The sequence below is a fragment of the Delftia sp. WSY_7 genome, assembly GCF_043104845.1.
GTDB classification, from domain to species: Bacteria; Pseudomonadota; Gammaproteobacteria; order Burkholderiales; family Burkholderiaceae_C; genus Comamonas; species Comamonas tsuruhatensis.
On record NZ_JBICLB010000005.1, the window covers coordinates 177390 to 200533 of the forward strand.

The 23144-nt window shown below is 67.3% G+C and carries 22 protein-coding genes and 1 tRNA gene; 13 read left to right on the forward strand and 10 right to left on the reverse strand.

All coding sequences use genetic code 11. The features are described 5' to 3' along the window. Positions 1 to 4 precede the first annotated feature (4 nt). On the reverse strand, positions 5 to 2002 hold the full coding sequence (locus ACF8ME_RS02125; protein ID WP_017405122.1) for a dynamin family protein: 1998 nt from the start codon (positions 2000 to 2002) through the stop codon (positions 5 to 7). Positions 2003 to 2340: 338 nt separating this feature from the next. Continuing rightward, positions 2341 to 3168, reverse strand: coding sequence for a bifunctional DNA-formamidopyrimidine glycosylase/DNA-(apurinic or apyrimidinic site) lyase (mutM, locus tag ACF8ME_RS02130; RefSeq protein ID WP_016445702.1), 828 nt, complete (start codon positions 3166 to 3168; stop codon positions 2341 to 2343). Positions 3169 to 3230: 62 nt separating this feature from the next. Between mutM and ACF8ME_RS02135 the strand changes: the two genes are divergently transcribed. The 7 genes from ACF8ME_RS02135 to pth all read left to right on the forward strand — a co-directional run bounded on the left by ACF8ME_RS02135 (position 3231) and on the right by pth (position 9172). Beyond that, positions 3231 to 5018, forward strand: coding sequence for a tetratricopeptide repeat protein (locus ACF8ME_RS02135; protein ID WP_026062311.1), 1788 nt, complete (start codon positions 3231 to 3233; stop codon positions 5016 to 5018). Between the two features lie 44 nt (positions 5019 to 5062). After that, the gene (locus ACF8ME_RS02140) at positions 5063 to 5575 is read left to right on the forward strand and encodes an outer membrane lipoprotein LolB (RefSeq protein WP_047326560.1); all 513 of its coding nucleotides are present in this window, start codon (positions 5063 to 5065) and stop codon (positions 5573 to 5575) included. Positions 5576 to 5648: 73 nt separating this feature from the next. After that, entirely contained in the window at positions 5649 to 6512 is an 864-nt protein-coding gene (gene ispE / locus ACF8ME_RS02145; RefSeq protein WP_392415073.1) for a 4-(cytidine 5'-diphospho)-2-C-methyl-D-erythritol kinase, read from the forward strand. 29 nt (positions 6513 to 6541) lie between these two features. Next, a tRNA-Gln gene (locus tag ACF8ME_RS02150) sits at positions 6542 to 6618 on the forward strand. 44 nt (positions 6619 to 6662) lie between these two features. After that, positions 6663 to 7622: a ribose-phosphate pyrophosphokinase gene (locus tag ACF8ME_RS02155; protein WP_026063011.1), complete on the forward strand. Its 960-nt coding sequence runs from the start codon at positions 6663 to 6665 to the stop codon at positions 7620 to 7622. 172 nt (positions 7623 to 7794) lie between these two features. Further along, positions 7795 to 8424 carry a 50S ribosomal protein L25/general stress protein Ctc gene (locus tag ACF8ME_RS02160; protein ID WP_016445697.1) on the forward strand — a complete coding sequence of 210 codons (630 nt, stop codon included), beginning with the start codon at positions 7795 to 7797 and terminating at the stop codon, positions 8422 to 8424. A gap of 124 nt (positions 8425 to 8548) precedes the next feature. Beyond that, positions 8549 to 9172, forward strand: coding sequence for an aminoacyl-tRNA hydrolase (gene pth, locus ACF8ME_RS02165; RefSeq protein ID WP_016445696.1), 624 nt, complete (start codon positions 8549 to 8551; stop codon positions 9170 to 9172). A 4-nt stretch (positions 9173 to 9176) separates the two neighbouring features. On the opposite strand, the gene ACF8ME_RS02170 is transcribed toward pth, so the two are convergent. Continuing rightward, a complete protein-coding gene (locus ACF8ME_RS02170) occupies positions 9177 to 9440 on the reverse strand; it encodes a YfhL family 4Fe-4S dicluster ferredoxin (protein WP_016445695.1) in 264 nt (87 codons plus the stop codon). A gap of 290 nt (positions 9441 to 9730) precedes the next feature. On the opposite strand from ACF8ME_RS02170, the gene ACF8ME_RS02175 reads away from it, so the two are divergent. The 6 genes from ACF8ME_RS02175 (at position 9731) to ACF8ME_RS02200 (ending at position 16698) form a co-directional block, all read left to right on the forward strand. After that, complete coding sequence (locus ACF8ME_RS02175) at positions 9731 to 10693, forward strand: ABC transporter permease (RefSeq protein ID WP_392415075.1); 963 nt, start codon at positions 9731 to 9733, stop codon at positions 10691 to 10693. Further along, positions 10690 to 11607 carry an ABC transporter permease gene (locus ACF8ME_RS02180; protein ID WP_392415076.1) on the forward strand — a complete coding sequence of 306 codons (918 nt, stop codon included), beginning with the start codon at positions 10690 to 10692 and terminating at the stop codon, positions 11605 to 11607. The genes ACF8ME_RS02175 and ACF8ME_RS02180 overlap by 4 nt, the downstream gene beginning before the upstream one ends. A gap of 14 nt (positions 11608 to 11621) precedes the next feature. After that, positions 11622 to 12677 (forward strand): ABC transporter ATP-binding protein, encoded by a 1056-nt coding sequence (locus ACF8ME_RS02185; protein ID WP_392415078.1) that lies wholly within the window; start codon positions 11622 to 11624, stop codon positions 12675 to 12677. Further along, positions 12674 to 13516 (forward strand): ATP-binding cassette domain-containing protein, encoded by an 843-nt coding sequence (locus ACF8ME_RS02190; protein ID WP_016445691.1) that lies wholly within the window; start codon positions 12674 to 12676, stop codon positions 13514 to 13516. The genes ACF8ME_RS02185 and ACF8ME_RS02190 overlap by 4 nt, the downstream gene beginning before the upstream one ends. A gap of 136 nt (positions 13517 to 13652) precedes the next feature. After that, complete coding sequence (locus ACF8ME_RS02195; RefSeq protein ID WP_392415080.1) at positions 13653 to 15146, forward strand: ABC transporter substrate-binding protein; 1494 nt, start codon at positions 13653 to 13655, stop codon at positions 15144 to 15146. Between the two features lie 100 nt (positions 15147 to 15246). Continuing rightward, the gene (locus ACF8ME_RS02200) at positions 15247 to 16698 is read left to right on the forward strand and encodes an amidase (RefSeq protein WP_392415082.1); all 1452 of its coding nucleotides are present in this window, start codon (positions 15247 to 15249) and stop codon (positions 16696 to 16698) included. Here ACF8ME_RS02200 and ACF8ME_RS02205 read toward each other — a convergent pair. From ACF8ME_RS02205 to ACF8ME_RS02235, 7 genes are all read right to left on the reverse strand, one after another. Next, on the reverse strand, positions 16685 to 17698 hold the full coding sequence (locus tag ACF8ME_RS02205) for a tripartite tricarboxylate transporter substrate binding protein (protein ID WP_016445688.1): 1014 nt from the start codon (positions 17696 to 17698) through the stop codon (positions 16685 to 16687). The two genes, ACF8ME_RS02200 and ACF8ME_RS02205, sit on opposite strands and share 14 nt — an antisense overlap. A gap of 142 nt (positions 17699 to 17840) precedes the next feature. Then, on the reverse strand, positions 17841 to 18866 hold the full coding sequence (locus ACF8ME_RS02210) for an AraC family transcriptional regulator (RefSeq protein ID WP_026062612.1): 1026 nt from the start codon (positions 18864 to 18866) through the stop codon (positions 17841 to 17843). A gap of 97 nt (positions 18867 to 18963) precedes the next feature. Then, on the reverse strand, positions 18964 to 19608 hold the full coding sequence (locus ACF8ME_RS02215; RefSeq protein ID WP_154833628.1) for a LysE family translocator: 645 nt from the start codon (positions 19606 to 19608) through the stop codon (positions 18964 to 18966). 42 nt (positions 19609 to 19650) lie between these two features. Continuing rightward, on the reverse strand, positions 19651 to 20505 hold the full coding sequence (locus tag ACF8ME_RS02220) for a DUF429 domain-containing protein (RefSeq protein ID WP_034347629.1): 855 nt from the start codon (positions 20503 to 20505) through the stop codon (positions 19651 to 19653). 14 nt (positions 20506 to 20519) lie between these two features. Beyond that, the gene (locus ACF8ME_RS02225; RefSeq protein ID WP_392415084.1) at positions 20520 to 21401 is read right to left on the reverse strand and encodes an EamA family transporter; all 882 of its coding nucleotides are present in this window, start codon (positions 21399 to 21401) and stop codon (positions 20520 to 20522) included. A 105-nt stretch (positions 21402 to 21506) separates the two neighbouring features. Continuing rightward, positions 21507 to 22229 (reverse strand): GTP cyclohydrolase I, encoded by a 723-nt coding sequence (folE, locus tag ACF8ME_RS02230; RefSeq protein WP_016445683.1) that lies wholly within the window; start codon positions 22227 to 22229, stop codon positions 21507 to 21509. A gap of 129 nt (positions 22230 to 22358) precedes the next feature. After that, positions 22359 to 23129, reverse strand: coding sequence for an endonuclease/exonuclease/phosphatase family protein (locus ACF8ME_RS02235; RefSeq protein ID WP_016445682.1), 771 nt, complete (start codon positions 23127 to 23129; stop codon positions 22359 to 22361). Positions 23130 to 23144: the final 15 nt, after the last annotated feature.

Sequence of the window (23144 nt, forward strand, 5' to 3'; positions counted from 1 at the left end):
GATATCAAGCAGTCAGTGAAGTTTCCTGTGCAGCCTTTGCCAGGCCGGGGAAGGCGGGCGTGGGCGACAGGGGTTGCAGCAGTTCCATGGTGGCCTGTCCCAGCTGCAGCTGCAAGGCCGTGAGCTGTTCGTCGGCGGCCTCGATTTCGGCAATGCGCTCGACCAGGCCCGAAGCCGCATTCTGGATGCGGTCCACCGCTTCGATGCGGCGGGCAAAGCTGCGCTTGCGCTCTTTCAATTGGGCATCCAGCTGGGCCGTGGCGGACTTGCTCCACATGTCCACGTCGTTGGCCGCAGACTCGAAGACCGTGCGCAGACGCATGGCAAGGGCCTTGATCAGCCGCTGGGCAAACGCGGGATTGCTGCGCCTGAGCGCGTGGCCCAGGCCCAGGTACTGGGTGTAGCTGGCCTCGATGCGCTGCAGGTCGCCGCCGAACTCGGTCAGCTCCAGCTGCGCAGGAGCCTGCAGCGAGAAGCCGAACTCGGCATTGAGTTCCTTGAAGGTCGCGCCCAGCATGGACTGGATCTCGCCGGCCTGCGCCTGGGCCCGGGTCGCCACGGTGCGCAGGCGTTCAAAGGTTTCCGCGTAGACCTTGCGCGCGCCCAGCTTCAGGCCGCGCTGCTCCAGCGCCTCCTTGAGATCGACCAGTTCCTGCTTGAGCGCGCTGGAACCGAGCTGGCGGAAGATGTCGCGCAGCATGCGCATGTGCACCAGGCGCACGGCCTGGATCCTGGCGGCGCTGGCATCGAAATCGCGCTGCTCGCTCTCGATGCGGTTGCGCATGGAGGCAATCACGCTGGCGTTCTTGCCGCGCAGGCTGCGCAGCTCGGCCATCTGGTCGTCCAGGTCGCGGCGGCGGATATTGAGCACGCGCTCCACCTCGACCTGCAACTGCTGCACATTGGCCCTGACAGCCGTCTGCAGCACCTTCTGGCGCTGGCCCATGATGCCCTCGGCCAGCATGTTCTCGAACATGGGCAGCCCGCTGGCCTGCAGCAGCGCCTCGTTGCCGGACACCTTGGCCACCAGGCCCTTTTGTGCCGACACGGGCAACACCCGCTCCACAGGCAGGCCCAGCATCTGGGCCGATTCCTGGCGCTGGCGCTGCAGTTGGGCCTGCACCTGCGTCGCGGAGCTGAGGCTATCCCACAGCGTATCTATCTTGTTGAGCACCACCAGTCGCGAATCGGCCAGTGCCTGCTGGCCCGACGCCGCATCGGGCGGCAGCACATGGTCGCGCCAGATGGCCAGGTCGGACTTGGTCACGCCGGTATCGGCCGCCAGCACGAAGACCACGGCATGGGCCTGGGGGATGAGGTTGACGGTCAGCTCGGGCTCGGCACCCACGGCATTCAGGCCGGGCGTATCCAGAATGACCAGCCCCTGCTTCAGCAGGGGATGGGGCATGTTGATCAGCGCGTGGCGCCACATGGGCACCTCCACCAGGCCCTGCTCATCCACGAAGGGATTGCCGCCCTGGTCATCGTCATGCCAGAAGCCCCAGGTTCGCGCCAGATCCACCGACACCTTGCGCACCTCGGCCACCTTGGCCAGCGTGTCGGCAATCTGCTGGGCATTGTTCACATCCAGCGGCAGCTGCAGCCAGGCCTCGGGCCGGGCGCGCCACTGGCCCAGGCTTTCCAGCGATTCGCGCGTATCGATGGGCAGCAGTCGCAGGCTGGGCTGCAGTTCGGCTTCCCAGCCCAGCTCGGCCGGGCACATGGTGGTGCGACCTGCGCTGGCCGGCATGAGGCGGCGGCCGTAGTGGGCGAAGAAGACTGCGTTGATCAGCTCGGACTTGCCGCGGGAGAACTCGGCCACGAAGGCCACCATGACCTTGTCGCCGCGCACCTGGGCTTCCAGCCGCTGCAGCCGCTCCTGCACAGCGACATCCAGCAGCTCCTGGGACTGCAACCATTCGCGCAGCGCATGCAATTGCTGCGCAAAGCCACGGCGCCATGCGCCGTGCTGGTCGAATTGCTCGTTGAATGATGGTCCCACGTGTTTCCCCCGCCATTGCATCGCCAATGCCTGCCGATGCTTAGTGATCGCCTCGACATTGCGCCGCAAGCGTGATGCCTTTTCTCATCAAAATATAGCACCGTCGCCCCGTTTTGCCCGCAGCAGCGCCCCAAGGCCGGCCCCTGGAACGGGGGGATTCAGGGCAAAACATCGTTTATTTACAAATGAAACAATATTTCACCATCAATCCAGCGCGGCTGAGGGGTGATTTTTCAGAAATGTGAGCTTCCCGCACAGACCCGATATGAATCTCGCGCAGACTGGCCTCCACAAGCGTTACGAGACGTTGAGAATTCGCTCCTCTTTTTGAGGCCATCTCACGCTTTCTGACACCGCGCGCAAAAGTAGGTGCTGCGCTGGCCCTGGCGCAGCAGCTGTATGGGCGAGCCGCAATGCGTGCAGGGCTGGCCCTCGCGGCCATACACCTTGGCCTGCAGCTGGAAGTGGCCTGCCATGCCGTCGGGCGCCGAGAAATCACGCAGCGTCGTGCCCCCTTGCTCCACCGCCAGTTCCAGCACGCGGCGAATCTCCTCGAACAGCCGGCGCACCTTGCGCGGCCCCACCTCGCAGGCCGGCTGCGTGGGCGCAATGCGTGCCATGAACAGCACTTCGGACGCATAGATATTGCCCACGCCCACCACCACGCTGCCGCTCAGCAGCAATTGCTTGATGGGCGTACGGCTGGCCTTCAGACCGGCCTTGAAGGTCTCGAACAGGAAGCTGTCATCCAGCGGCTCCATTCCCAGATGGTCCAGCAGCCTGCGCGCCCAGGGATCGTTCTCGGCCGGCACATACATCACCGCACCGAACCGGCGCGGATCGTGCAGGCGCAGCTGGCCCTTGCTGGTGTGCAGATCGAAATGGTCATGCGCGCCCGCCGGACCCAGCGGCAGCTCGTGCGGCGCCACGAAACGCAGGCTGCCCGACATGCCCAGATGCAGCATGAGCAGGCCTTCGCTCAGCTGCATCAGCAGGTACTTGCCGCGCCGGCGCACGCTGTGCACCTCGCGCCCGGTCAGAAGCTCGGGGGCAATGCCCAGAGGCCAGCGCAATGGCTTGCCCAGCGCCACGGATTCAATGCGCGCTCCGGCGATCTGCGAGGCGAACGCACGCCGCGTGACTTCTACTTCTGGCAATTCGGGCATGCGATCCGGGTTGTACTGAGGTTGTGCGAAATGCGGGCCGAGGCTTCGATTATTATGATTCGATGGATCATCGCCTTCGCCTTCAGGGACTCGCCGTGGCAGCAGCCCTGGCCATGGGTTCCGCCACTGCCTGGGCACTGCCTGGCAAGACCGCAGCCACCATCGAGACGGAATCCCCGGAACCTCCATCGTCCGCCGCCGCGTCTGCCGAAGAGGAGCGCGCAGCGCTCAACGCCGAACTGTTCTACGAGATCCTGGTCGGCGAAATCGCTGCCAGCGAAGGCGCGCTGGGCGATGCCCAGGCCATGATGATGGAGGCTGCGCGCACCAGCGGCAGCGAGCAGCTGTACCGCCGTGGCACGGAACTGGCGCTGCAGTCGCGCTCCGGTGAGCGCGCACTGGCCAATGCCCGCGCCTGGCTGGACGCCTTTCCCCAGTCACGCGATGCCAACCGCTTCGTGCTCCAGATCCTGGTGGCGCTGAACCGCATCGCCGATACCGGCAGCTATCTCAAGCGCGAGATCGAGGCCACGCCCGCTCCGTCCAAGCCCGCCACCTATCTGGGCATCACCCAGCTCTACAACAACGCCAGCGACAAGGCCCTTGCTGCCGATGTGGTCGAGCAGGCTATGGCCGGCGAAACCGACAATCCGGCCAGCGGCCCGCTGGCCTGGGCCACCATCGGCCACATGCGCCTGGGCGCCGGGCAAAAGGCCGCAGCCATGCAGGCCGTGCAAAAGGCCCAGGCGCTGACGCCCGACACAGGCCCCGTGGCCCTGCTGTCCATGGAGCTGCTGGAAGCCGGCATGCCGGAGGCGGAACCCATCGTCAAGCGCTACCTGGCCAAGAACCCGTCAGCCCAGATGCGCATGGCCTATGCCCGCGTGCTGCTGGGTCAGCAGCGCCTGGACGAGGCCCGGCAGCAACTGGTCTCCATCACCATGGATTCGCCCGACTACGCCGAAGCCTGGGCCACGCTGGCCGCCCTGCAGCTGCAAACGAACGATGTGGGTGCGGCTCAGGCGTCCACCGAGCGCTTCGGCAAGCTCGTGCCGCAGATTCCTGCCGGCGTGGCGCGCAGCGCCGGCCAGTCCCAGTACTACCTGCTGCAATCACAGATCGCTGAAAAGCAAGGCAGGTTCGACGAGGCCGATGCCCTGCTGCGCCGCATCGACGATGCCCCCAACCTGCTGAGCGTGCAGGCGCGCCGAGCGAGCCTGCTTGCACGCCAGGGCAAGCTCAAGGAAGCGCGCGCCCTGATCGAAGCCGTGCCTGCCAGCGGCCCCAGCCAGCAACGGCTCAAGCGCCTGGCCGAAGTGCAGCTGTTGCGCGACGCCAATCAGAATGCCCAGGCCTATGCGCTGCAGGCCGAGCTGCAAAAACAGGACCCCGAAGACGCCGAACTGGCCTACGACACGGCCCTGCTCGCGGAGCGCATCGGCAAGCATGACGAAATGGAGCGGCTGCTGCGCGGCATCATCGCGCGTCGGCCCGACTTCCAGCATGCCTACAACGCGCTGGGCTACTCCTTCGCCGAGCGCGGCATCCATCTGGACGAAGCAGAAAAGCTCGTGGGCAAGGCGCTGGAGATGTCGCCAGGCGACCCCTTCATCACCGACAGCCTGGCCTGGGTGAAATTCCGCCAAGGCAACCTGGACGAAGCGCTCAAGCTGCTTGAAAGCGCCTACGCCTCCCGCCCCGACGTGGAGATCGCGGCGCACCTGGGCGAGGTGCTCTGGGTCAAGGGCGATCGCGAACGCGCGCAGAAGATCTGGCGCCAGGGCCTGGCCTCCAGCCCCGACAACACCACGCTGCGCGACACCCTGCGCCGCCTGGGCGTCTCGCTTTGAGCCGCCGCGCCGTGCCCCACCCCGTGCCCCATCGTTTGCGCCGCATGCTCATACGCCGGCAGCTGTGCGCCACGGCTGCTGCCACGGCGCTACTGACTCTGGCCGGCTGCGCCCTGCCACCCCGCCAGCTCCAGGCCGATGCAGCAGCACCGGCCGCCGCCGGGCACTGGTCGGGCCGACTGGCGCTGCAGGTGGAAGATGCGCAGAACCAATCCTTCAGCGCAGGCTTCGAGCTGCTGGGCACACCCCAGCGCGGCGAGTTGCTGCTGTTCACCCCCCTGGGATCGACGCTGGCACGCCTGCTCTGGGCGCCAGGACAGGCCAGCCTGCAGCAAGGCGAGGACCGCAAGACCTCGGACTCGCTGCCCACGCTGGTGCAAGAGCTGACGGGCAGCGACCTGCCCATCGCCGCCCTGTTCGACTGGCTGCAGGGCCGGGCCACCGCAGCCGCAGGCTGGCAGGTCGATCTCTCCCGCATGGAGCAGGGCCGGCTGTCCGCCCGGCGCCATGACCCGCAGCCGCCGGCAGCGCTGCGCATCGTGCTCGACACACCCTGATTTGCGCCGGGCGCGCCCTCTGCCCCCCCCATCCCGCCGCACCCGCCTCCATCCCTCTCATCCTCTCCAGCCCATGCGCTCGCTCCACGACGTGCCGGCTCCGGCCAAGCTCAACCTGTTCCTCCATATCACCGGCCGCCGAGACGATGGCTACCACCTGCTGCAATCGGTCTTCATGCTGCTGGACTGGCACGACACGCTGCACTTCGACAAGCGCGGCGACGGCAACGTCAGCCGCGAGAACCTCTCGGGCATGGCCCTTCCTGCCGACGACCTCATCATGCGGGCCGCACGCGCGCTGCAGCAGGCCACCGGCTGCAGCCAGGGCGTGCACATAGGCGTGGAAAAGCGCCTGCCGGCACAGGCCGGGATGGGCGGAGGATCGTCGGATGCGGCATCCACCCTCATGGCGCTGAACCGCCTGTGGCAACTGAACCTGACCCGGCGCGAACTGCAGCGCATTGGACTGGGCCTGGGCGCAGATGTGCCCTTCTTTCTGTGCGGCAGCTCCGCCTGGGTGGAGGGCATAGGCGAGCACATCACGCCGCTGGAGCACAGCCATGCCCTGCCGCCCCAGCGGTTCGTGGTGGTCAAGCCCGAGGCGGGACTGGAAACCCTGTCCATCTTCCGCGCCCCCGACCTCAAGCGCGATCATGCCCATGCTACAATCGCCGACTTTGCTGCAGATCACTATGGCTTTGGCCAGAACGACTTGCAGCCCGTCGCCGAAAGGCTGCAGCCTGAAGTGAAAAAAGCCATTGATTGGCTCAAGTCCTTCAAACTGCGTGCTAGAATGACGGGCTCGGGAAGTGCAGTATTTGCACCACTGACGCAAACAATCGACTTCGAGAATGCCCCAGGCATCTGGAATGTCAGAGTTTGCAGGAATCTGCAGGCCCATCCCCTCAAGGATTGGCTCAAAGATGAGAGTTTATAGGCTGTCTGCCTGCGGCAGAGGGCCTGTGTAGGGGAGTCGCCAAGTTGGTAAAGGCACCGGATTTTGATTCCGGCATGCGAGGGTTCGAGTCCTTCCTCCCCTGCCAAACGTCTTTCGCGTCAAGGCAAACCCATCGTACTGGGGCGCTCAATGCATTCACATCATCCTGACATCATGGTCTTCACCGGCAATGCCAATCCTGGCATGGCCGCTGAAATCGTTCAGCACCTCGGCACCACGCTGGGTGCAGCCGACGTGGGTCGCTTCTCCGATGGAGAAGTCGCCGTCGAGATCAAGCAGAACGTGCGTACGCGCGACGTCTTCGTCGTGCAATCGACCTGCGCACCGACCAACGACAACCTGATGGAACTGCTGGTCATGGTGGACGCCCTCAAGCGTGCATCGGCCGAGCGCATCTGCGCGGTGATTCCCTACTTCGGCTATGCCCGCCAGGACCGCCGCCCGCGCTCCACCCGCGTGCCGATCACGGCCAAGGTCGTGGCCAACATGCTGCAGGCCGTGGGTGTCGAGCGCGTGCTGACCATGGACTTGCACGCAGACCAGATCCAGGGCTTCTTCGACATCCCCGTGGACAACATCTATGCCACGCCGGTGCTGCTGGGCGATCTGCGCCAGAAGAACTACGAAGACCTGATCGTTGTCTCGCCCGACGTGGGTGGCGTGGTCCGTGCCCGTGCGCTGGCCAAGCAGCTGGGCTGCGACCTGGCCATCATCGACAAGCGCCGCCCCAAGGCCAACGTCTCCGAAGTCATGCACGTGATCGGCGACATCGACGGCCGCAACTGCGTGATCATGGATGACATGATCGACACCGCCGGCACCCTGGTGAAGGCAGCCGAAGTGCTCAAGCAGCGTGGCGCCAAGAGCGTCTACGCCTATTGCACGCACCCGATCTTCTCGGGTCCGGCCATCGAGCGCATCGGCAACGGCAGTGCACTGGACGAGGTCGTGGTGACCAACACCATTCCTCTGAGCGCCGAAGCCCAGGCTTGCGGCAAGATCCGCCAACTGTCCGTGGCCCCCCTGATTGCCCAGACAATCCAGCGGATTTCCACCGGCGATTCGGTGCTGAGCCTGTTCTCCGAATAAAATATCGGCCCCTGTGGTCTGAACCAGCAAACCTCCTTCGGGAGGTTTGCGCGTTCCGGGATGGTTTCAGGACCATCCCGGGACACCGCAAGAGCAGCCTGTTCCGCACGGGGCAGGCGTTCTTTTATCAACGGATGAGGCTGGTCGCGGTCCATCCATCTAGGAGTTAGTTATGCAATTCGTCGCTTTTGAGCGCGCCAAGCAAGGTACGGGTGCGAGCCGCCGTCTGCGCAATTCGGGCAAGGCCCCTGGCATCGTCTACGGCGGTGCTGCCGAAGCCCAACTGATCGAGATCGATCACAACGCCCTGTGGCACGCCCTGAAGAAGGAAGTGTTCCATTCCAGCGTTCTGGACATGGAAGTCAACGGCCAGACCTCCAAGGTCGTGCTGCGCGACGTGCAATTCCACCCCTACAAGCAGCTGATCCTGCACGTGGACTTCCAGCGCGTTGACGACAAGACCAAGGTTCACCTGAAGGTGCCGCTGCACTTCGAAGGCATGGAACAGTCCCAGGCCGTCAAGGTCGAGAACTGCACCATCACTCCCCTGATCCATGAACTGGACGTGGTGTGCATGCCCGCCCAACTGCCCGAGTTCATCAAGGTGGACCTGAGCGGCCTGACCTCCAAGTCGACCCTGGGCCTGCAGAACGTCAAGCTGCCCAACGGCGTGAAGGCTGTGGTGCGCGGCTCCAACAAGAACCCGGCCCTGATCTCCATCAAGCTGCCCGAAGTGGCTCCTGATGCATCCGCAGCTCCCGCAGCGGCCCCGGCCGCTCCGGCAAAGAAGGGCAAGAAGTAATTCTTGGCTTTCCCTTGCGGCGGCTGCGGCTGCCGCAACCTGCAAAAGGCCCACCTCGCGTGGGCCTTTTGCATGGTGAACACCATCGCCTGCCTGCTGAGGCCGCCATGGAGATAATCGCCCGATGATCAAATTGTTTGTCGGCCTGGGCAATCCCGGGCCGGAGTATGAGGACACCCGCCACAACGCGGGTTTTTGGTGGATAGATGCGCTGGCGCGCGAACTCAAGGTCCACCTGGTGCCCGAGCGCAGCTACTTCGGCCTCATGGCCCGCGCCAGCGTGCGTGGCGAGAGTGTCTGGCTGCTCGAGCCGCAGACCTTCATGAACCTGTCCGGCAAATCGGTGGGCGCGCTGGCGCGCTTTTTCAAGATCCAGCCCGAGGAGGTCCTCGTGGTCCATGACGAACTGGACTTCGCCCCAGGCCAGGTCAAGCTCAAGCGCGGCGGCAGCCACGGCGGCCACAACGGCCTGCGCGATATCCATGCCCAGCTGGGCTCGGCCGACTACTGGCGGCTGCGCATCGGCATAGGCCACCCGGGGCACAAGGCCGAAGTCGCCAACTGGGTGCTCAAGAAGCCCGCGCCCGACCAGCGCCAGCTGATCGAGGACAGCATTGCCCATTCGCTCAAGGCCTGGCCCGAGCTGCAGGCGGGCGACATGGACAAGGCGACCTTGCTGATCCACACCACCAAGCCTCCACGCCCCAAGCCCGTGCGCCCGGCCACAGCCGAGAGCGACAAGGGCTGAGCGATCAGGAAGCGGCGGGAGCCTGGGATTGCAGACGCAGGTATTTCTGCATCAGCGTCTCGCGGTCTTCCACGTGGGCGGGATTCACGGGAATGCAGGCCACGGGGCAGATCTGCACGCACTGGGGTTCATCGAAATGCCCCACGCATTCCGTGCACTTGCTGTGCTCGATCTCGTAGTACTCCTCGCCCATGGAGATTGCATCGTTGGGGCACTCGGGTTCGCAGACATCGCAGTTGATGCATTCGTCGGTGATCATCAAAGCCATGGCAGGTCCCTCGCAAGCGCACGCCACGCTCCGGGCCGGGCAGGCCCTTGCACCCCGAACGGGCCTTGCAGCAAGGTGGCATCAGTCATTGCGCCATTATCCTGCCCCCTTCATACGCATGAAGGCTGCACGGGCAAGCATACGCGCCGGATCGGCACGGAGCGATGCACCTTCAAAGGCCGCTATGCTGCGCGCATGGGCCGTGCGCATTACCATTCGGGCCCGCCAAGAACCACCCACACACATTCCGCCGACGTGACAGCCCAACACCGTGCCAAGGCCGACTGCCCATGAGCGTCTTCCTGCTCAAGCGCCTGCTGATGCTGGCAGCCACGCTGCTGGGCGCCTCGGCCGTGGTGTTCGGCGTGCTGGAAGTGCTGCCCGGCAATGCGGCCCAGACGCTGATGGGGCCCGATGCCGCCCCCGAGGCCGTGCAGGCGCTGGCCGAGCAGCTGGGACTGGACCAGCCAGCCTGGCAGCGCTACCTGCAGTGGCTGCAGGGGCTGCTGCATGGCGACATGGGACTGAGCTACGCCTACAGCACACCGGTCAGCGATCTGGTGCTGGAGCGCCTGGCAGTGACCGCCCCGCTGGCCGTGATGGCCATGCTCATCACCACCGTGCTGGCCCTGGCAGCGGGCATCTATGCCGCCTCGCGCCACAACCGATGGGGCGACCTGGGCGTCATGGGCCTGGCGCAGATCGGCATTGCCATCCCCAATTTCTGGTTCGCCATCCTGCTGATCCTGGTGTTCTCGGTGAAGCTGCAATGGTTTTCCGCAGGCGGCTTCCCAGGCTGGCGCGAGGCCGATGGCGGCGGCGTCCTGCCCGCACTGCAGGCCCTGCTGCTGCCGGCGATCTCGCTGGCCGTGGTGCAGGCGGCCATCCTGGCGCGCATCACGCGCTCGGCCGTGCTGGAAGTGCTGCGCGAGGACTTCGTTCGCACGGCCCGCGCCAAGGGCCTGCCGCGCCGCGCCGTGCTCTGGGGCCACGTGCTGCGCAATGCCATGATTCCCGTGCTCACGGTCATGGGGCTGCAGTTTGCCCAGTTGCTGGCCGGCACCATCGTGGTGGAGAACGTGTTCTACCTGCCGGGCCTGGGCCGGCTGATCTTCCAGTCCATCGCCAACCGCGACCTCATCGTCGTGCGCAACTGCGTGCTGCTGCTGGCGGCCATGGTGGTGGTCATCAACTTCATCGTGGATGTGCTGTACGCAGCCATTGATCCACGCATCGAGGCCAGCGACATATGAGCCAGCCAGGCAACCCTGTTTCGCCGACCGCTGCGCCACCGGGCCACCGGCCCACGCGGGCGGTCACCCTCAGCAGGCCGGCCAGCCTGGGCCGGCGCATGCTGGGCCACCGCAGCTTCATGCTGGGTGCCATGCTGACCGCGCTGCTGCTGCTCACCGCGCTGCTGTCCTTGTGGTGGACGCCGGGCTCGGCCTACGACATGGACCTGGATGCCAAGCTGGCCGCAACCGGCAGCCTGCACTGGCTGGGCACCGATGCCTACGGGCGCGATGTGGCCTCCCTGCTGTTCCTGGGCGCGCGCAGTTCCATCCTGGTCGGCGTGATCGCCGTGGGCATCGGGCTGTCGATGGGCGTGGTGCTGGGACTGGTCGCCGCGGCCTGCCGGGGCTGGGTGGAAGAGGCCATCATGCGGCTGGCCGATTTCAGTTTCGCCTTTCCTGCGCTGCTATCGGCCATCATGCTCACGGCCGTGTTCGGCGCGGGCATCGTCAACGCCATCATTGCCATCGGCATCTTCAACATTCCCACCTTTGCGCGCATCACGCGGGCATCGGCCAAGGCGGTCTGGGCACGTGAATACGTGCTGGCTGCACGCGCCTGCGGCCATGGCCGCGCCAGCATCACCTGGCGCCATGTGCTGCCCAACATCCTGCCCGTGCTGGTGGTGCAGGCCACCATACAGTTCGCGCTGGCCATTCTGGCGGAGGCCGCCCTGTCCTATCTGGGCCTGGGCACGCAGCCGCCGCAGGCCTCCTGGGGCCGCATGCTCAGCGAGGCCCAGACCCTCATGTTCCAGGCCCCGCTGCTGGCCGTGTGGCCGGGCCTGGCCATTGCACTGTCCGTGCTCGGGCTCAACCTGCTGGGCGACGGGCTGCGCGATCTGCTCGACCCGCGCCTGTCGCGCCAGCGCTGAGGAAGACACGCGCCATGCCCCTGCTCGAAGTCTCCGGCCTCACCATCACCTTGCAGACCCCGCGCGGCCGCGCGCGTGCCGTGCAGAACCTGGAATTCATCCTGGAGCGCGGCGCCACGCTGGGCCTGATCGGCGAGTCGGGCTGCGGCAAGTCGCTGACCGCCCTGGCGCTGATGGGCCTGCTGCCGGAGCATGCGCAGGTGGACGGCAGCATCCGGCTCAACGGCCAGGAGCTGCTGGACATGGACGAGCGCGCGCTGTGCCGCCTGCGCGGCAACCGCATGGCCATGGTGTTTCAGGAGCCCATGACGGCCCTCAACCCCGTGCACGGCATCGGCCGCCAGGTGGCCGAGCCGCTGCGCCACCACCAGCGCCTGGGCCGCCAGGCCGCGCGCGAGCGCGCAGTGGCCCTGTTGGAGCGCGTGGGCATTGCCCGCGCAGCCCAGCGCTTTGATGACTATCCGCACCAGTTCTCGGGCGGCCAGCGCCAGCGCATCACCATCGCCATGGCCCTGGCCTGCGGGCCCGACCTGCTGATCGCCGACGAACCTACCACGGCGCTGGACGTGACCGTGCAGCAGCAAATTCTCGATCTGCTGCAGGAACTGGTGGCCGAGCACTCCATGGCCTTGCTGCTGATCTCGCACGATCTGGGAGTGATCGCGCAAAACGTGGAGCAGCTGCAGGTGATGTACGGCGGCACCGTGGTCGAAAGCGGCATGACCGAGGCCATCTTCGCGCGCCGCGCCCATCCCTACACGCGCGGCCTGTTCGCCGCCAGGCCGCAGCTGGAGCCTTCGGGACCAGGCCACCAGCCGCCGGCGCGGTTGCCCACCATTGCCGGCACCGTGCCCGAGCTGGTGGACCTGCCAGCCGGCTGCGCCTTCGCGGGCCGCTGCAGCTATACCGAGCCCACCTGCCACAGCGAGCGCCCGCGCGCCCTGATGCTGGAGCGCCCGCAGCGGCCCACGCCCACTGCCCTGCAGGCCTGGGCACAGCCGCATGTGGTGCGCTGCCTGCGCTCCGAGGCCATTGCGCCGGGCATGCATACGCAGGGCCGCAGCACATGACGGAGCACGACCGCCAGGCACCGGCCGCTGCCGATCCGCCCCTGCTGCAGGTGACGGACCTGGCCCGCAGCTACCGGCTGCCACGCCGCTCGTTGTGGCGTGCGCCGGAGCAGGTGCATGCGCTGCGCGGCGTGGATTTCACGCTGACGGCGGGGCGCAGCCTGGGCGTGGTGGGCGAGTCGGGTTCCGGCAAGTCCACGCTGGCACGCCTGGTCATGGCGCTGGACACTCCCAGCGCCGGCAGCGTGCAGCTGCTGGGCCAGGATCTGCACCGGCTCGGCAACCAGGCACTGCGCATGGCGCGCCGCGATTTCCAGATGGTGTTCCAGGATCCTTACGGTTCGCTGGACCCGCGCATGACGGTGGAACACATCGTCTGCGAGCCCCTGACCGCCCAGCCTGCACCGCCCGAGCGCGCAGCCCGGCGCGACCTGGCCCGCGCCACGCTGGAGCAGGTCGGGCTGCGCGTGCAGGACCTGGACAAGTACCCGCATGAATTCTCGGGCGGCCAGCGCCAGCGCATCGCCATTGCACGCGCCCTGGTCACGCGGCCCCGCCTCATCGTGGCCGATGAGCCCGTGAGCGCCCTCGACGTCTCGGTGCAGGCCCAGGTACTGAACCTGCTGCGCGATCTGCAGCAGCAGCTGGGCCTGTCCTACCTGTTCATCAGCCACGACCTGGCCGTGGTCCAGCACCTGTGCGACGACGCCATCGTGCTGAGCGAAGGCCGCATCGTCGAGCGCGGGGCTCCGCAGCAACTGTTCCACGCCCCGCAGCATCCCTACACCCAGGCCCTGGTACGGGCCGTGCCACGCATCGCCCTGCAGCACCGCGCCTGAAAGCCGAAAGCTGACAACCACCGGAGCGGACCGGGCCCTCATGGCCACGCGCACGCGCGCCCTGGTGTAAAAACACTGCTGCAGGCCGCAGCCAGCGGCCCATGACCCATCTGCAAGAATTTCCGGAGACCTGTTCATGTTCAATCGCCGTTCCCTGCTGGCCAGCTCCGCTGCTGCCGGCCTGCCCCTGCTGATGCCCTGGCCTGCGCTGGCCCAGGGCCGCAAGGACAGTGTCACGCTGGCGATGACGCTGGAGCCGCCGGGACTGGACCCCACGGCCGGCGCCGCATCGTCCATTGGCGAGATCGTGCTCTACAACCTGTTCGAGACGCTGACCAAGATCAATCCGGACGGCAGCGTCTCCCCGCTGCTGGCCGAAAGCTGGGAGGTCTCGCCCGACCTCAAGACCTACACCTTCCGCCTGCGCAAGGGTGTGAGTTTCCAGAACGGCGAGCCCTGCAACGCCCACAGCGTGAAGTACTCCTTCGACCGCGCGGGCGACGACAAGAGCACCAACAAGGACAAGCGCACCTTCGCCGGCCTGTCCACGCGCGTGGTGGATGACCACACGGTGGTCGTCACCAACAAGGACATCGACCCCGACTTCCTCTTCGTGCTGGGGCAGGCGACCTCCATCATCGTGGAGCCCAAGAGCGCTGCCACCAACGCCACGCGCCCCGTGGGCACGGGCCCCTACCAGCTGGGCAACTGGAACAAGGGCGCCTCGGTCACGCTCACGGCCTGGCCCCGGTACCGCACGGCCCCCGGCCTGCGCATTCGCCGTGCCACCTTCCGCTTCATCTCCGACCCTGCAGCCCAGGTGGCCGCACTGCTGGCCGGCGATGTCGACGCCTTCCCGCGCGTCACGCCGCGCAGCGTGGCCCAGTTCAAGGCCAACGGGCGCTTCCAGGTCGTGGTCAGCGGCTCGCGGGCCAAGACCATCCTGGCCATGAACAACGCGCGCAAGCCCTTGAACGATGCGCGGGTGCGCCGCGCCATCGCCGCCGCCATCGACCGCAAGGCCGTCATCGACGGCGCGGGCGACGGCTACGGCCTGCCCATTGGCAGCTACTACGTGCCCACGGCCTTCGGCTACGTGGACACCACGGGCATCAACCCCTTCGACGTGGAAAAGGCCAAGGCGCTGCTGGCCGAGGCCGGCGTCAAGACGCCGCTGGAGCTGACCATGACCCTGCCGCCCACGCCCTACGCGCGCCAGGGCGGCGAGGTGATTGCCGCGCAGCTGGCCAAGATCGGCATCCGAGCCAAGCTGCAGAACGTCGAATGGGCGCAGTGGCTGTCGGGCACCTACACGCTCAAGAACTACGACCTGACGCTGATCTCCCATGTCGAGCCCTTCGACCTGGGCAACTTCGCCAAGCCCGACTACTACTGGGGCTACCAGTCGTCCCAGTTCAACGAGCTGTACGACAAGATCAAGAACGCCTCGCGCCCCGCCGACCGCTCGCGCCTGCTGGGCGATGCGCAGCGCCTGCTGGCCCAGGATTGCGTGCATGCCTTCCTCTACACGCCGCAATGGGTCACCGTGGCCAACAAGAACCTGCGCGGACTGTGGAAGGACATGCCCGTCTTCGTCAACGATCTCTCCGCACTGTCCTGGGCCACCTGAACCGCGCACAGGCTGAGCCACAGGCGACAGGCGCGCCGGTGGCACCGGGCCACACTGCGCCAGATCTGCCGCAAGAACCGCCATCTTCGAGGAAGCCGCGATGACTGGAACGACACAGGCCCTGCACGACCTGCCCGCCCATGCGCTGCTGCGCGCCTACCGGGACCGCAGCCTCTCGCCCGTCGAGGTCATGCACGACCTGCTGGCCCATGTGCAGCGCTGGGAGCCGGCCCTGCACGCCACCTACCTGCTGCGCCCCGAGGCCGCCCTGGCCCGGGCCCGCGAGAGCGAGGCCCGCTGGCTGCGCGGCGAGCCGGCCGGCCTGCTCGACGGCGTTCCCGCCACGGTCAAGGACAACATCGCCACGCGCGGCGATCCCACGCCCGTGGGCACGGCCGCCATGCCGCAGGTCGCGGCCCCGCTGGATGCCCCACCCGCAGCGCGCCTGCGCGAGGCAGGCGCCATCCTTTTCGCCAAGACCACCATGCCCGACTACGGCATGCTGTCGTCCGGCCTGTCCTCGCTGCACGGCAACACCTTCAACCCCTGGGATCCGGACAAGACGCCGGGCGGCTCCAGCGCCGGTGCGGGCGCCGCTGCGGCGGCCGGCTACGGGCCGCTGCACGTGGGCACGGACATCGGCGGCTCCATCCGCCTGCCGGCGGGCTGGTGCGGCATCTTCGGCCTCAAGCCCAGCCTGGGCCGCGTGCCCATAGACCCGCCCTACACCGGCCGCTGCGCAGGTCCCATGACCCGCAGCGTGGCCGACGCCGCGCTGATGATGCAGGTGCTGTCCCTGCCCGATGCACGCGACAGCATGGGCCTGCCGCACCAGGAGATTGCATGGGACAGCTTCGACATGGACCCTGCCCAGGTGCGCGGCCTGCGCATAGGCCTGCTGCTGGATGCCGGCTGCGGCCTGCCCCTGCAGCCCCGCGTGCGCGCCGTGGTGGAGCAGGCTGCGGACTTGCTGGAATCGGCCGGCGCGCACATCGAGCGCATCGAGCCCTGGCTCACCCGCGACATGCTCGACGGCCTCGACCATTTCTGGCGCATGCGATCACATGTGGAAATGCAGTCGCTGACGGATGCGCAGCGCCGCGTGATCCTGCCCTTCATCCGCGAATGGGCCGACAGTGCCGCGCCACTGACAGCCACGCAGCTGTTCGTGGCCAGCCAGCAGTCGCACCTTCTGCGCACGGCCACGGTGCGGGCCACGGCGGCCTACGACTACGTGCTGTCACCCGTGGCGCCGATCACGGCCTTCCCGGCCCACCTGCCCAGCCCCACCAACGACCCGCTGCGGCCGCTGGAGCACATTGCCTTTACCGTGCCCTACAACATGTCCGAACAGCCCGCCGCATCCGTGCCCTGCGGGCATGACGGGCAGCTGCCCATAGGCGTGCAGATCGCAGGCCGCCGGTTCGACGACCTGGGCGTGCTCCGGCTCAGCCGGGTGCTGGAGCAGTTGCGCCCACCCCAGCCCGCCTGGCCACAGCCCGTTCAGTCGGGCCAGGACCGGGCGCAGACTGCATCGGCTACTCCAGCCTGATTCCCGCCTCCTTCACGATGCGCGCCCAGCGCGGCATGTCGCGCGCCATGACGGAGGCCAATTCCTCGGGCGTGCCGCCCACCGGGCGCAGGCCCATGGAGGCCAGGCGGCCGCTGAGTTCGGGCGTGGCCACGATGCGCCGCACCTCCGCCGAGAGCCGGTCCACGATGGGCCGCGGCGTTCCCGCCGCCACGAAGGTGGCGAACCAGCCATTGGCCTCGAAGCCGGCCAGGCCCAGCTCGGCAAACGTGGGCACCTCGGGCAGCGCCGGGTGGCGCTGCATGCCGGTGATGGCCAGGATGCGGATCTTGTCCGACTTCAGGTGCGCATTGGCCGAAGACACATCGATGAAGCCCGACGACAGCTGCCCGCCCAGCACGTCGTTGACCAGCGGCGCCGCACCCTTGTAGGGAATCAGCGCCAGGTCCAGCCCGGCCCTGGCGCGCAGCAGCTCGCCATGCATGTGCGAGGAGGTGCCGTTGCCGTAATTGCCGTTGCTGTACTTGCCCGGATGGGCCTTGACCAGGGCGATGAATTCCTGCAGCGTCGTGGCCGGCACGTCGCGCGGCACCACGAACAGGTCCGAGGACAGGGCCACCTGCGATACGGGGGCAAAGTCCTTGAGCACGTCATAGGGCATCCTGGCGTACAGCGCAGGCGACTGGATCATGGCCGTGATCCCCAGCAGCAGCGTGTAGCCGTCTGGCGGCGACTTGGCCACCACGTCGCCGCCGATGATGCCGCTGGAGCCCGGCCGGTTCTCCACCACCACGGGCTGGCCCCAGGCCTGGCTCAGTTGCTGGGCAATGATGCGCCCGATGATGTCGGTGCCGCCGCCTGCCGGGTAGGGAATCACCATGCGCAGCGGCTTGGACGGGTAGGCACCGCCTGCCGGCTGTGCAAAGGCGATCGGCGATGCCGTTCCCAGGGCGGCACCCAGTGAGGCGCTGGCAGCGCATGCCAGCGCCGCCCGCAGGCAGCCGCGTCGGCTCGATTCCATGGCTTGTCTCCTTGTCCTTCGGTGCTCCGCCCTCGTTGGCGGGGCGGTGTGCCCTGCCGCAGTGGCAGGGTCCATGGACAGTGTGGCCACCAGGCCTTCAGCCACCAATCGCCGATCGTCTCAAAATGATTGGCAAAAAAGATCAGCGGCCGCGATGCTGGGCCTGCCGGTAGGCGCCCGGCGGCAGGCCGGTCCAGCCCTTGAAGGCGCGGTGGAAGGTGCTGGCCTCGGCAAACCCCACGCGCGCGGCGATATCGGCCAGCGTCAGCTCCGGCCGGTTCAGCAGCTCGATGGCCGCGTCGCGGCGCAGGTCGTCCTTGAGGGATTGGAAACCCAGGCCTTCGTCGCGCAGGCGGCGGCGCAGCGTCTGCGGCGTCATGGACAGCGCGGCGCCCACCTGCTCCAGCGAAGGCAGCTCGCCCGCCAGATCGCGGCGCAGCAGGCGGCGGATGCGCTCGCCCAGGCGCGTGCGGTCGCGGTAGCGGATGACCAGGCCCATGGCCGCCTGGTCCAGGAATTCGGCCAGGCTCTCAGGGGTCTGCACCACGGGCAGCTCCAGCCAGCGCGCATCGAACTCCAGCCCCGTGAAGTCGCGGTCGCGCTGCAGCGGCGCCAGGAACAGGCGCTGCGCCTCCGTGCCATACGGCATGCTGGCGCCGGCCGGCGCGCACACGCCCGTCAGCTCTATCCTGCGCGACACCAGCCACGACATGACGCCATAGCCCAGAAAGCAGAAGGACCGCTCGGCATAGGCCAGCGGCGCATCGCGCTCGCGCAGCGACACCATGGCGATGCGGGCCACGCCGTCCACGACCTGCAGCCGGGGCGCGAAGTCGCGCAGCACCAGGCGGTAGAAACGCAGCCCGGCCTGCAATGCCTCGCCCAGCGTGCGGCAGGGCAGCATGGTGCGGCAGGCCTGGGCAAAACTGCCCACGGGCAGCGGATGGCGGCACAGGCCCCACAGCTCGTCGCGGCAGACGCGGCGCAGCACGCGGATCAGCGCCGCGTACTGCGCCTGGGTCACGCGCGACAGCGGCGCATCCAGCAGAGCAGGCGCAATGCCGGCGCGGCGCAGGATGGCTGGCACATCCATGCCATTGCGCTGCACGCCCTGCACGATCTGCAGGACCTGGACGATGGCAATGGTGTGGGCCGTGGTCTGTGGCATGGGTTGGATGAGGACGCCGCTGCTCATGGCGCCAAGGGGCGTGAGCGAAAAAGCATGGAGGGACTGTGCCACGGCCCCGCACTAGTGTGAACAGGCCCTAGCGCTGCACCAGCGCCAGCCGCACCGCCATGCCCAGGAACACCAGCCCGGCCACGCGGTTGAGCCAGTTCTGCGCACGCACGGATCGCTGCAGCAGCACGCCGAACCAGCCCGAGCAGCATGCGATGGCACCGAACACCAGCAGCGCCGCCAGCATGAACACGCAGCCCAGCACCATCACCTGCGTGGCCACGCCGCCGCGCGCGGGGTCCGCGAACTGCGGCAGAAAGGCCAGGAAGAAGATCAGCACCTTGGGGTTGGTGAGGTTCATCACCACGCCACGCCCCACCCAGCGCAGCGCCCGTGCGGGGGTCAGCGGGTCGGCTGCGCCGGCCTGCGGCATCTCGCCCGGCCGGGCCACGGCGCGCAGCACACCCCAGGCCAGCCAGGCCAGGTAGGCGGCGCCGCACAGCTTGATGGCGGTGAACAGCAGGGGCGACGCAGCCACCAGCGCCGCCAAACCCAGCGCAACCGCCGCCGTATGCACCACCAGCCCCAGGCACAGGCCCAGTACCACGCACAGGCCCACGCGCCAGCCGCGCTGGGCCGATTGCATGAGCACGAACAGGTTGTCAGGCCCCGGGCTCAGGCCCAGCAGCACGGCCACGCCGAAAAAGGCCAGCAAGGTTTCAAAGGTGGGCATCGCTTGTCTCTTCCCGATTCGAGTATTTCAGTGCGGCGCAGATCAGGCCTGGGCCGTGACGATCCAGCCTTCCAGCGGGTCCAGGTCGTGCGGCAACCCGTAGAGCGCATCGCCCTGCGCATGGCGGGCCGCAGCCCAGGCGGCCTGCAGCATGCAGATTGCGGCGTCCAGCCGGTCTCCGCTGCCGTCCGCCAGCAACTGGTTGCGGGTTTCTTCGGCGTCGATACGCAGGCGCAACGCCAGCGGGTTGTCGCCGCGCTCCAGCGCCGCCAGCAATTGCACGCGCGCCTGATGGCGTTCGGGCGTTTGCCGTGCGGGTTCGTCGCTTTTGTAGCTGAGGCGGCCGATCACGGCGCGCGCCAGCATGCCCGGGTAGGCTTCCAGCGCCACGCGGCGCGCATCGCCTTTGCCGGGAGGCTGCAGGCCCGGCAGGTGCACGCCGGCCGCGCGCAGCAAGGGCAGCCCGGCATGCAGCATGTAGGCCACGGGCGGGTTCACCCATTTCATGGAAGGGCTGGCACCGGCAGGCCCGTCCGTGGCCCGGTGCGCGAACTTTCCGCCTGCGGGCCGCGCCGCGCAAAAGGCCTTGAACTGCTCGCGTATGGCCTGGCGCGTGAGGCCGGCGTAGTGGTCCATGCAGGCCGCCCATTCCGTGGGCCAGCACAGCTGCTCCACCAGTTCGCGCGGCAGGGCAAAAGGCAGGTCGAAACCGCCCACCCAGGCTGACTGCGCCGAATCGGCAGGCCGGGCCAGCCAGGCGGCCCAGGCGTCCAGCGAGGCGAACTCCAGCAAATCCTGCAGGACCACCGTGTCCCCAGCCAGCAGGCGGCCCAGGGCCATGGTGATGGGCTTGCGCGCCGTAGGTCGGCTGCTGAAATCGCAGCCCAGTACCCGCATTGCCGCCATGGTGCTCAGCCCAGGCCCAGCGCCGTCACACCGACGGCAATGCACACGGCGCCCGCAATGCGTGCCAGGCGATCGCCTTCGCGCAGCATGTGCCCGCCGATCAGCGCCGCGAACAGCATGGAGACTTCGCGCGCAGGCGCCACGTGCGACATGGGCGCATCCTGCATGGCGTAGAGCACCAGCACGTAGGCGATGGGGCTGATCAGCGCCACCAGGGCCGCGAAGCGCCACTGCGCGCGCCACAGATGCCGGGCCGTGGGCAGGTCGCGCAGCACCACGGGCGCCAGCAGGAACACGCGCACGAAGTTGCCCATGTAGTCGATGAGGATGGGCGACATCAGCAGCAGCTTCACGCCATAGCCGTCCACCACGGTGTAGCTGGCGATGAAGGCGCCCGTCAGCAGGCCGTACCACAGGCCCATCCTGAGCCGTTCGCGGGCTTCGGGATCATGGCGCGCGCGCAGCAGGCCGGGGCCTCCCGCGATCAGGAAGACGCCGACCACCACGCCGACAATGCCCAGCACGCCCAACGAGGAAATCCGCTCACCCAGAAAGAGGATGGCCACCATGGACGACAGCAGCGGCCCCGAGCCGCGCGCCAGCGGATAGACCACGGTGAGGTCCGCGCTGCGGTAGCCGCGCAGCAAGGTCACGTAGTAGGCCACGTGCAGCAGGCCGCTGGCCAGCACCACCAGCCATTCGTTGCGGCCCCATGTGGGCACCACATCGCGCCCCACCCACCAGCCCAGCGGCGCCCAGATCACCATCATGATGACCGAGGTGAAGAAGGCAAAGCGCGAATCACCGCCCGCCTTCTTGGCCACGATGTTCCAGCCGGCATGGATGAGGCCGGCAATGATGATCAGGGCAAAGGCTTGCAGCGACATGGGCAGGTCCGGGGAAAGCGGGGCGTGGCGCGGGAAAGAAAAAAGGCCGCGCACTGCGCAGCCTGGGGTGTTGTGTGAGGCGTCCGGGGACGCCACCCCGGGGATTTACTTGCGGCTGGACACCAGCGAGAGGAACTCGCGGCGCAGTTCCGGGTTGGTGAGGAAGGCGCCGCGCATGACGGAGTTCAGCATCTTGCTGTCCATCTCGCGCACACCGCGCCAGGACATGCAAAAGTGCGAAGCCTCCATGACCACGGCCAGGCCGTCGGGGCGGGTCTTGTCGAGGATCAGGTCGGCCAACTGGATGATGGCCTCTTCCTGGATCTGGGGACGGCCCATGATCCAGTCCACCAGCCGCGCGTACTTCGACAGGCCGATGACATTGGTGTTCTTGTTGGGCAGCACGCCGATCCAGATCTTGCCGATCACCGGGCACAGATGGTGGCTGCAGGCGCTGCGCACCGTGATCGGGCCGACGATCATCAGCTCGTTGAGGTGCTCAGCGTTGGGGAATTCGGTGATGGCGGGCTGCGCCACATAGCGGCCCCGGAACACCTCGTTGACATACATCTTGGCCACGCGGCGCGCCGTGGCGCGCGTGTTGTGGTCGTGCGTGGTGTCGATGACCATGCTGTCGAGCACGCCCTGCATCTTTTCCTGGACTTCGTCGAGCAGTTGCTCGAGTTCACCGGGCTCGATGAATTCGGAGATGTTGTCGTTCGCATGAAAGCGCTTTTGCGCCTGCTTCAGTCGTTCGCGGATCTTGACCGAGACGGGGGTGCCCTCGGCCTGGCTGTCTTGTTTCATGTCGACGAGTTCTCTGAACATGGCTGGCATGGTAACAGCGAAACCCGCAGCATGGCACGCAAGGGATTTTCCACCCAAACGCAGGTTCTGCCCGCCCCGAAAGCTATCAATTCAATAGCAAAAGAGTGGCGTGTGTCAGAGCGGCCAGGGCTAGAGGCGGAATTCCGCAATCAGCGGCAGATGGTCCGACATGCGCCACCAGATGCGCCCCTTGGGCACATGCAGGCCCAGCGGCGTGAGGCCGCGCACATAGACGTGGTCCAGCTGGGCCAGCGGCAGGCGCGAAGGATAGGTGGGCACGCTGGGCAATTCGTCGTATTCGTACAGGCCGAAACCGCCCAGCATGCGCTTGATCTGGCCACCCCAGTCGTTGAAGTCGCCAGCCACCACCACGGGCGCGCCCGGCGGCACCTCTCGCTCGATGAAGCGCTTGAGCTGGGAGACCTGGCGCACGCGGCTGCCGGGGATCAGCCCCAGGTGCACCACGATGGTGTGCACGCGCCGGTTCTGCACTTCCACCTCCACATGCAGCAGGCCACGCTGCTCGAAGCGGTGGTCGGAGATGTCCTCGTGCTGGTGGCCCACCACGGGCCAGCGGGTGAGCAGCGCGTTGCCGTGCTCGCCGTGGCGGGTGTAGGCGTTGGTGCGGTAGACGGCCTCATAGCCCAGGGGAGCCAGATACTCCGCCTGCGATACCTGGGGCCAGCGCTCGAAGTACGCAGCCTCCTTGTGGTTCATCTTGCGCACTTCCTGCAGGCAGACGATGTCGGCATCGAGCTGCTCCACGGCGTGGCCCAGGTTGTGGATTTCAAGGCGGCGCGCGGGACCCATGCCCTGCACGCCCTTGTGGATGTTGTAGGTCGCGACGCGCAGTATCGACGGGCCGGGGTCCACCTGATGGGAATTCGCGTTTTCAGTCATGGCGGTTCGGGAACG

Bases quoted from the DNA above. Each gene is read 5' to 3' on its own strand.
- ACF8ME_RS02215 (WP_154833628.1), bottom strand. From the start codon at position 19,608: ATGCCCACCTTTGAAACCTTGCTGGCCTTTTTCGGCGTGGCCGTGCTG.
- ACF8ME_RS02195 (WP_392415080.1), top strand. From the start codon at position 13,653: ATGTTCAATCGCCGTTCCCTGCTGGCCAGCTCCGCTGCTGCCGGCCTG.
- ACF8ME_RS02200 (WP_392415082.1), top strand. From the start codon at position 15,247: ATGACTGGAACGACACAGGCCCTGCACGACCTGCCCGCCCATGCGCTG.
- ACF8ME_RS02185 (WP_392415078.1), top strand. From the start codon at position 11,622: ATGCCCCTGCTCGAAGTCTCCGGCCTCACCATCACCTTGCAGACCCCG.
- mutM (WP_016445702.1), bottom strand. From the start codon at position 3,168: ATGCCCGAATTGCCAGAAGTAGAAGTCACGCGGCGTGCGTTCGCCTCG.
- pth (WP_016445696.1), top strand. From the start codon at position 8,549: ATGATCAAATTGTTTGTCGGCCTGGGCAATCCCGGGCCGGAGTATGAG.
- ACF8ME_RS02190 (WP_016445691.1), top strand. From the start codon at position 12,674: ATGACGGAGCACGACCGCCAGGCACCGGCCGCTGCCGATCCGCCCCTG.
- ACF8ME_RS02210 (WP_026062612.1), bottom strand. From the start codon at position 18,866: ATGCCACAGACCACGGCCCACACCATTGCCATCGTCCAGGTCCTGCAG.
- ACF8ME_RS02140 (WP_047326560.1), top strand. From the start codon at position 5,063: ATGCTCATACGCCGGCAGCTGTGCGCCACGGCTGCTGCCACGGCGCTA.
- ACF8ME_RS02180 (WP_392415076.1), top strand. From the start codon at position 10,690: ATGAGCCAGCCAGGCAACCCTGTTTCGCCGACCGCTGCGCCACCGGGC.
- ACF8ME_RS02205 (WP_016445688.1), bottom strand. From the start codon at position 17,698: ATGGAATCGAGCCGACGCGGCTGCCTGCGGGCGGCGCTGGCATGCGCT.
- ACF8ME_RS02155 (WP_026063011.1), top strand. From the start codon at position 6,663: ATGCATTCACATCATCCTGACATCATGGTCTTCACCGGCAATGCCAAT.
- ACF8ME_RS02225 (WP_392415084.1), bottom strand. From the start codon at position 21,401: ATGTCGCTGCAAGCCTTTGCCCTGATCATCATTGCCGGCCTCATCCAT.
- ACF8ME_RS02235 (WP_016445682.1), bottom strand. From the start codon at position 23,129: ATGACTGAAAACGCGAATTCCCATCAGGTGGACCCCGGCCCGTCGATA.
- ACF8ME_RS02175 (WP_392415075.1), top strand. From the start codon at position 9,731: ATGAGCGTCTTCCTGCTCAAGCGCCTGCTGATGCTGGCAGCCACGCTG.
- folE (WP_016445683.1), bottom strand. From the start codon at position 22,229: ATGTTCAGAGAACTCGTCGACATGAAACAAGACAGCCAGGCCGAGGGC.
- ACF8ME_RS02170 (WP_016445695.1), bottom strand. From the start codon at position 9,440: ATGGCTTTGATGATCACCGACGAATGCATCAACTGCGATGTCTGCGAA.
- ACF8ME_RS02160 (WP_016445697.1), top strand. From the start codon at position 7,795: ATGCAATTCGTCGCTTTTGAGCGCGCCAAGCAAGGTACGGGTGCGAGC.
- ispE (WP_392415073.1), top strand. From the start codon at position 5,649: ATGCGCTCGCTCCACGACGTGCCGGCTCCGGCCAAGCTCAACCTGTTC.
- ACF8ME_RS02220 (WP_034347629.1), bottom strand. From the start codon at position 20,505: ATGCGGGTACTGGGCTGCGATTTCAGCAGCCGACCTACGGCGCGCAAG.
- ACF8ME_RS02135 (WP_026062311.1), top strand. From the start codon at position 3,231: ATGGATCATCGCCTTCGCCTTCAGGGACTCGCCGTGGCAGCAGCCCTG.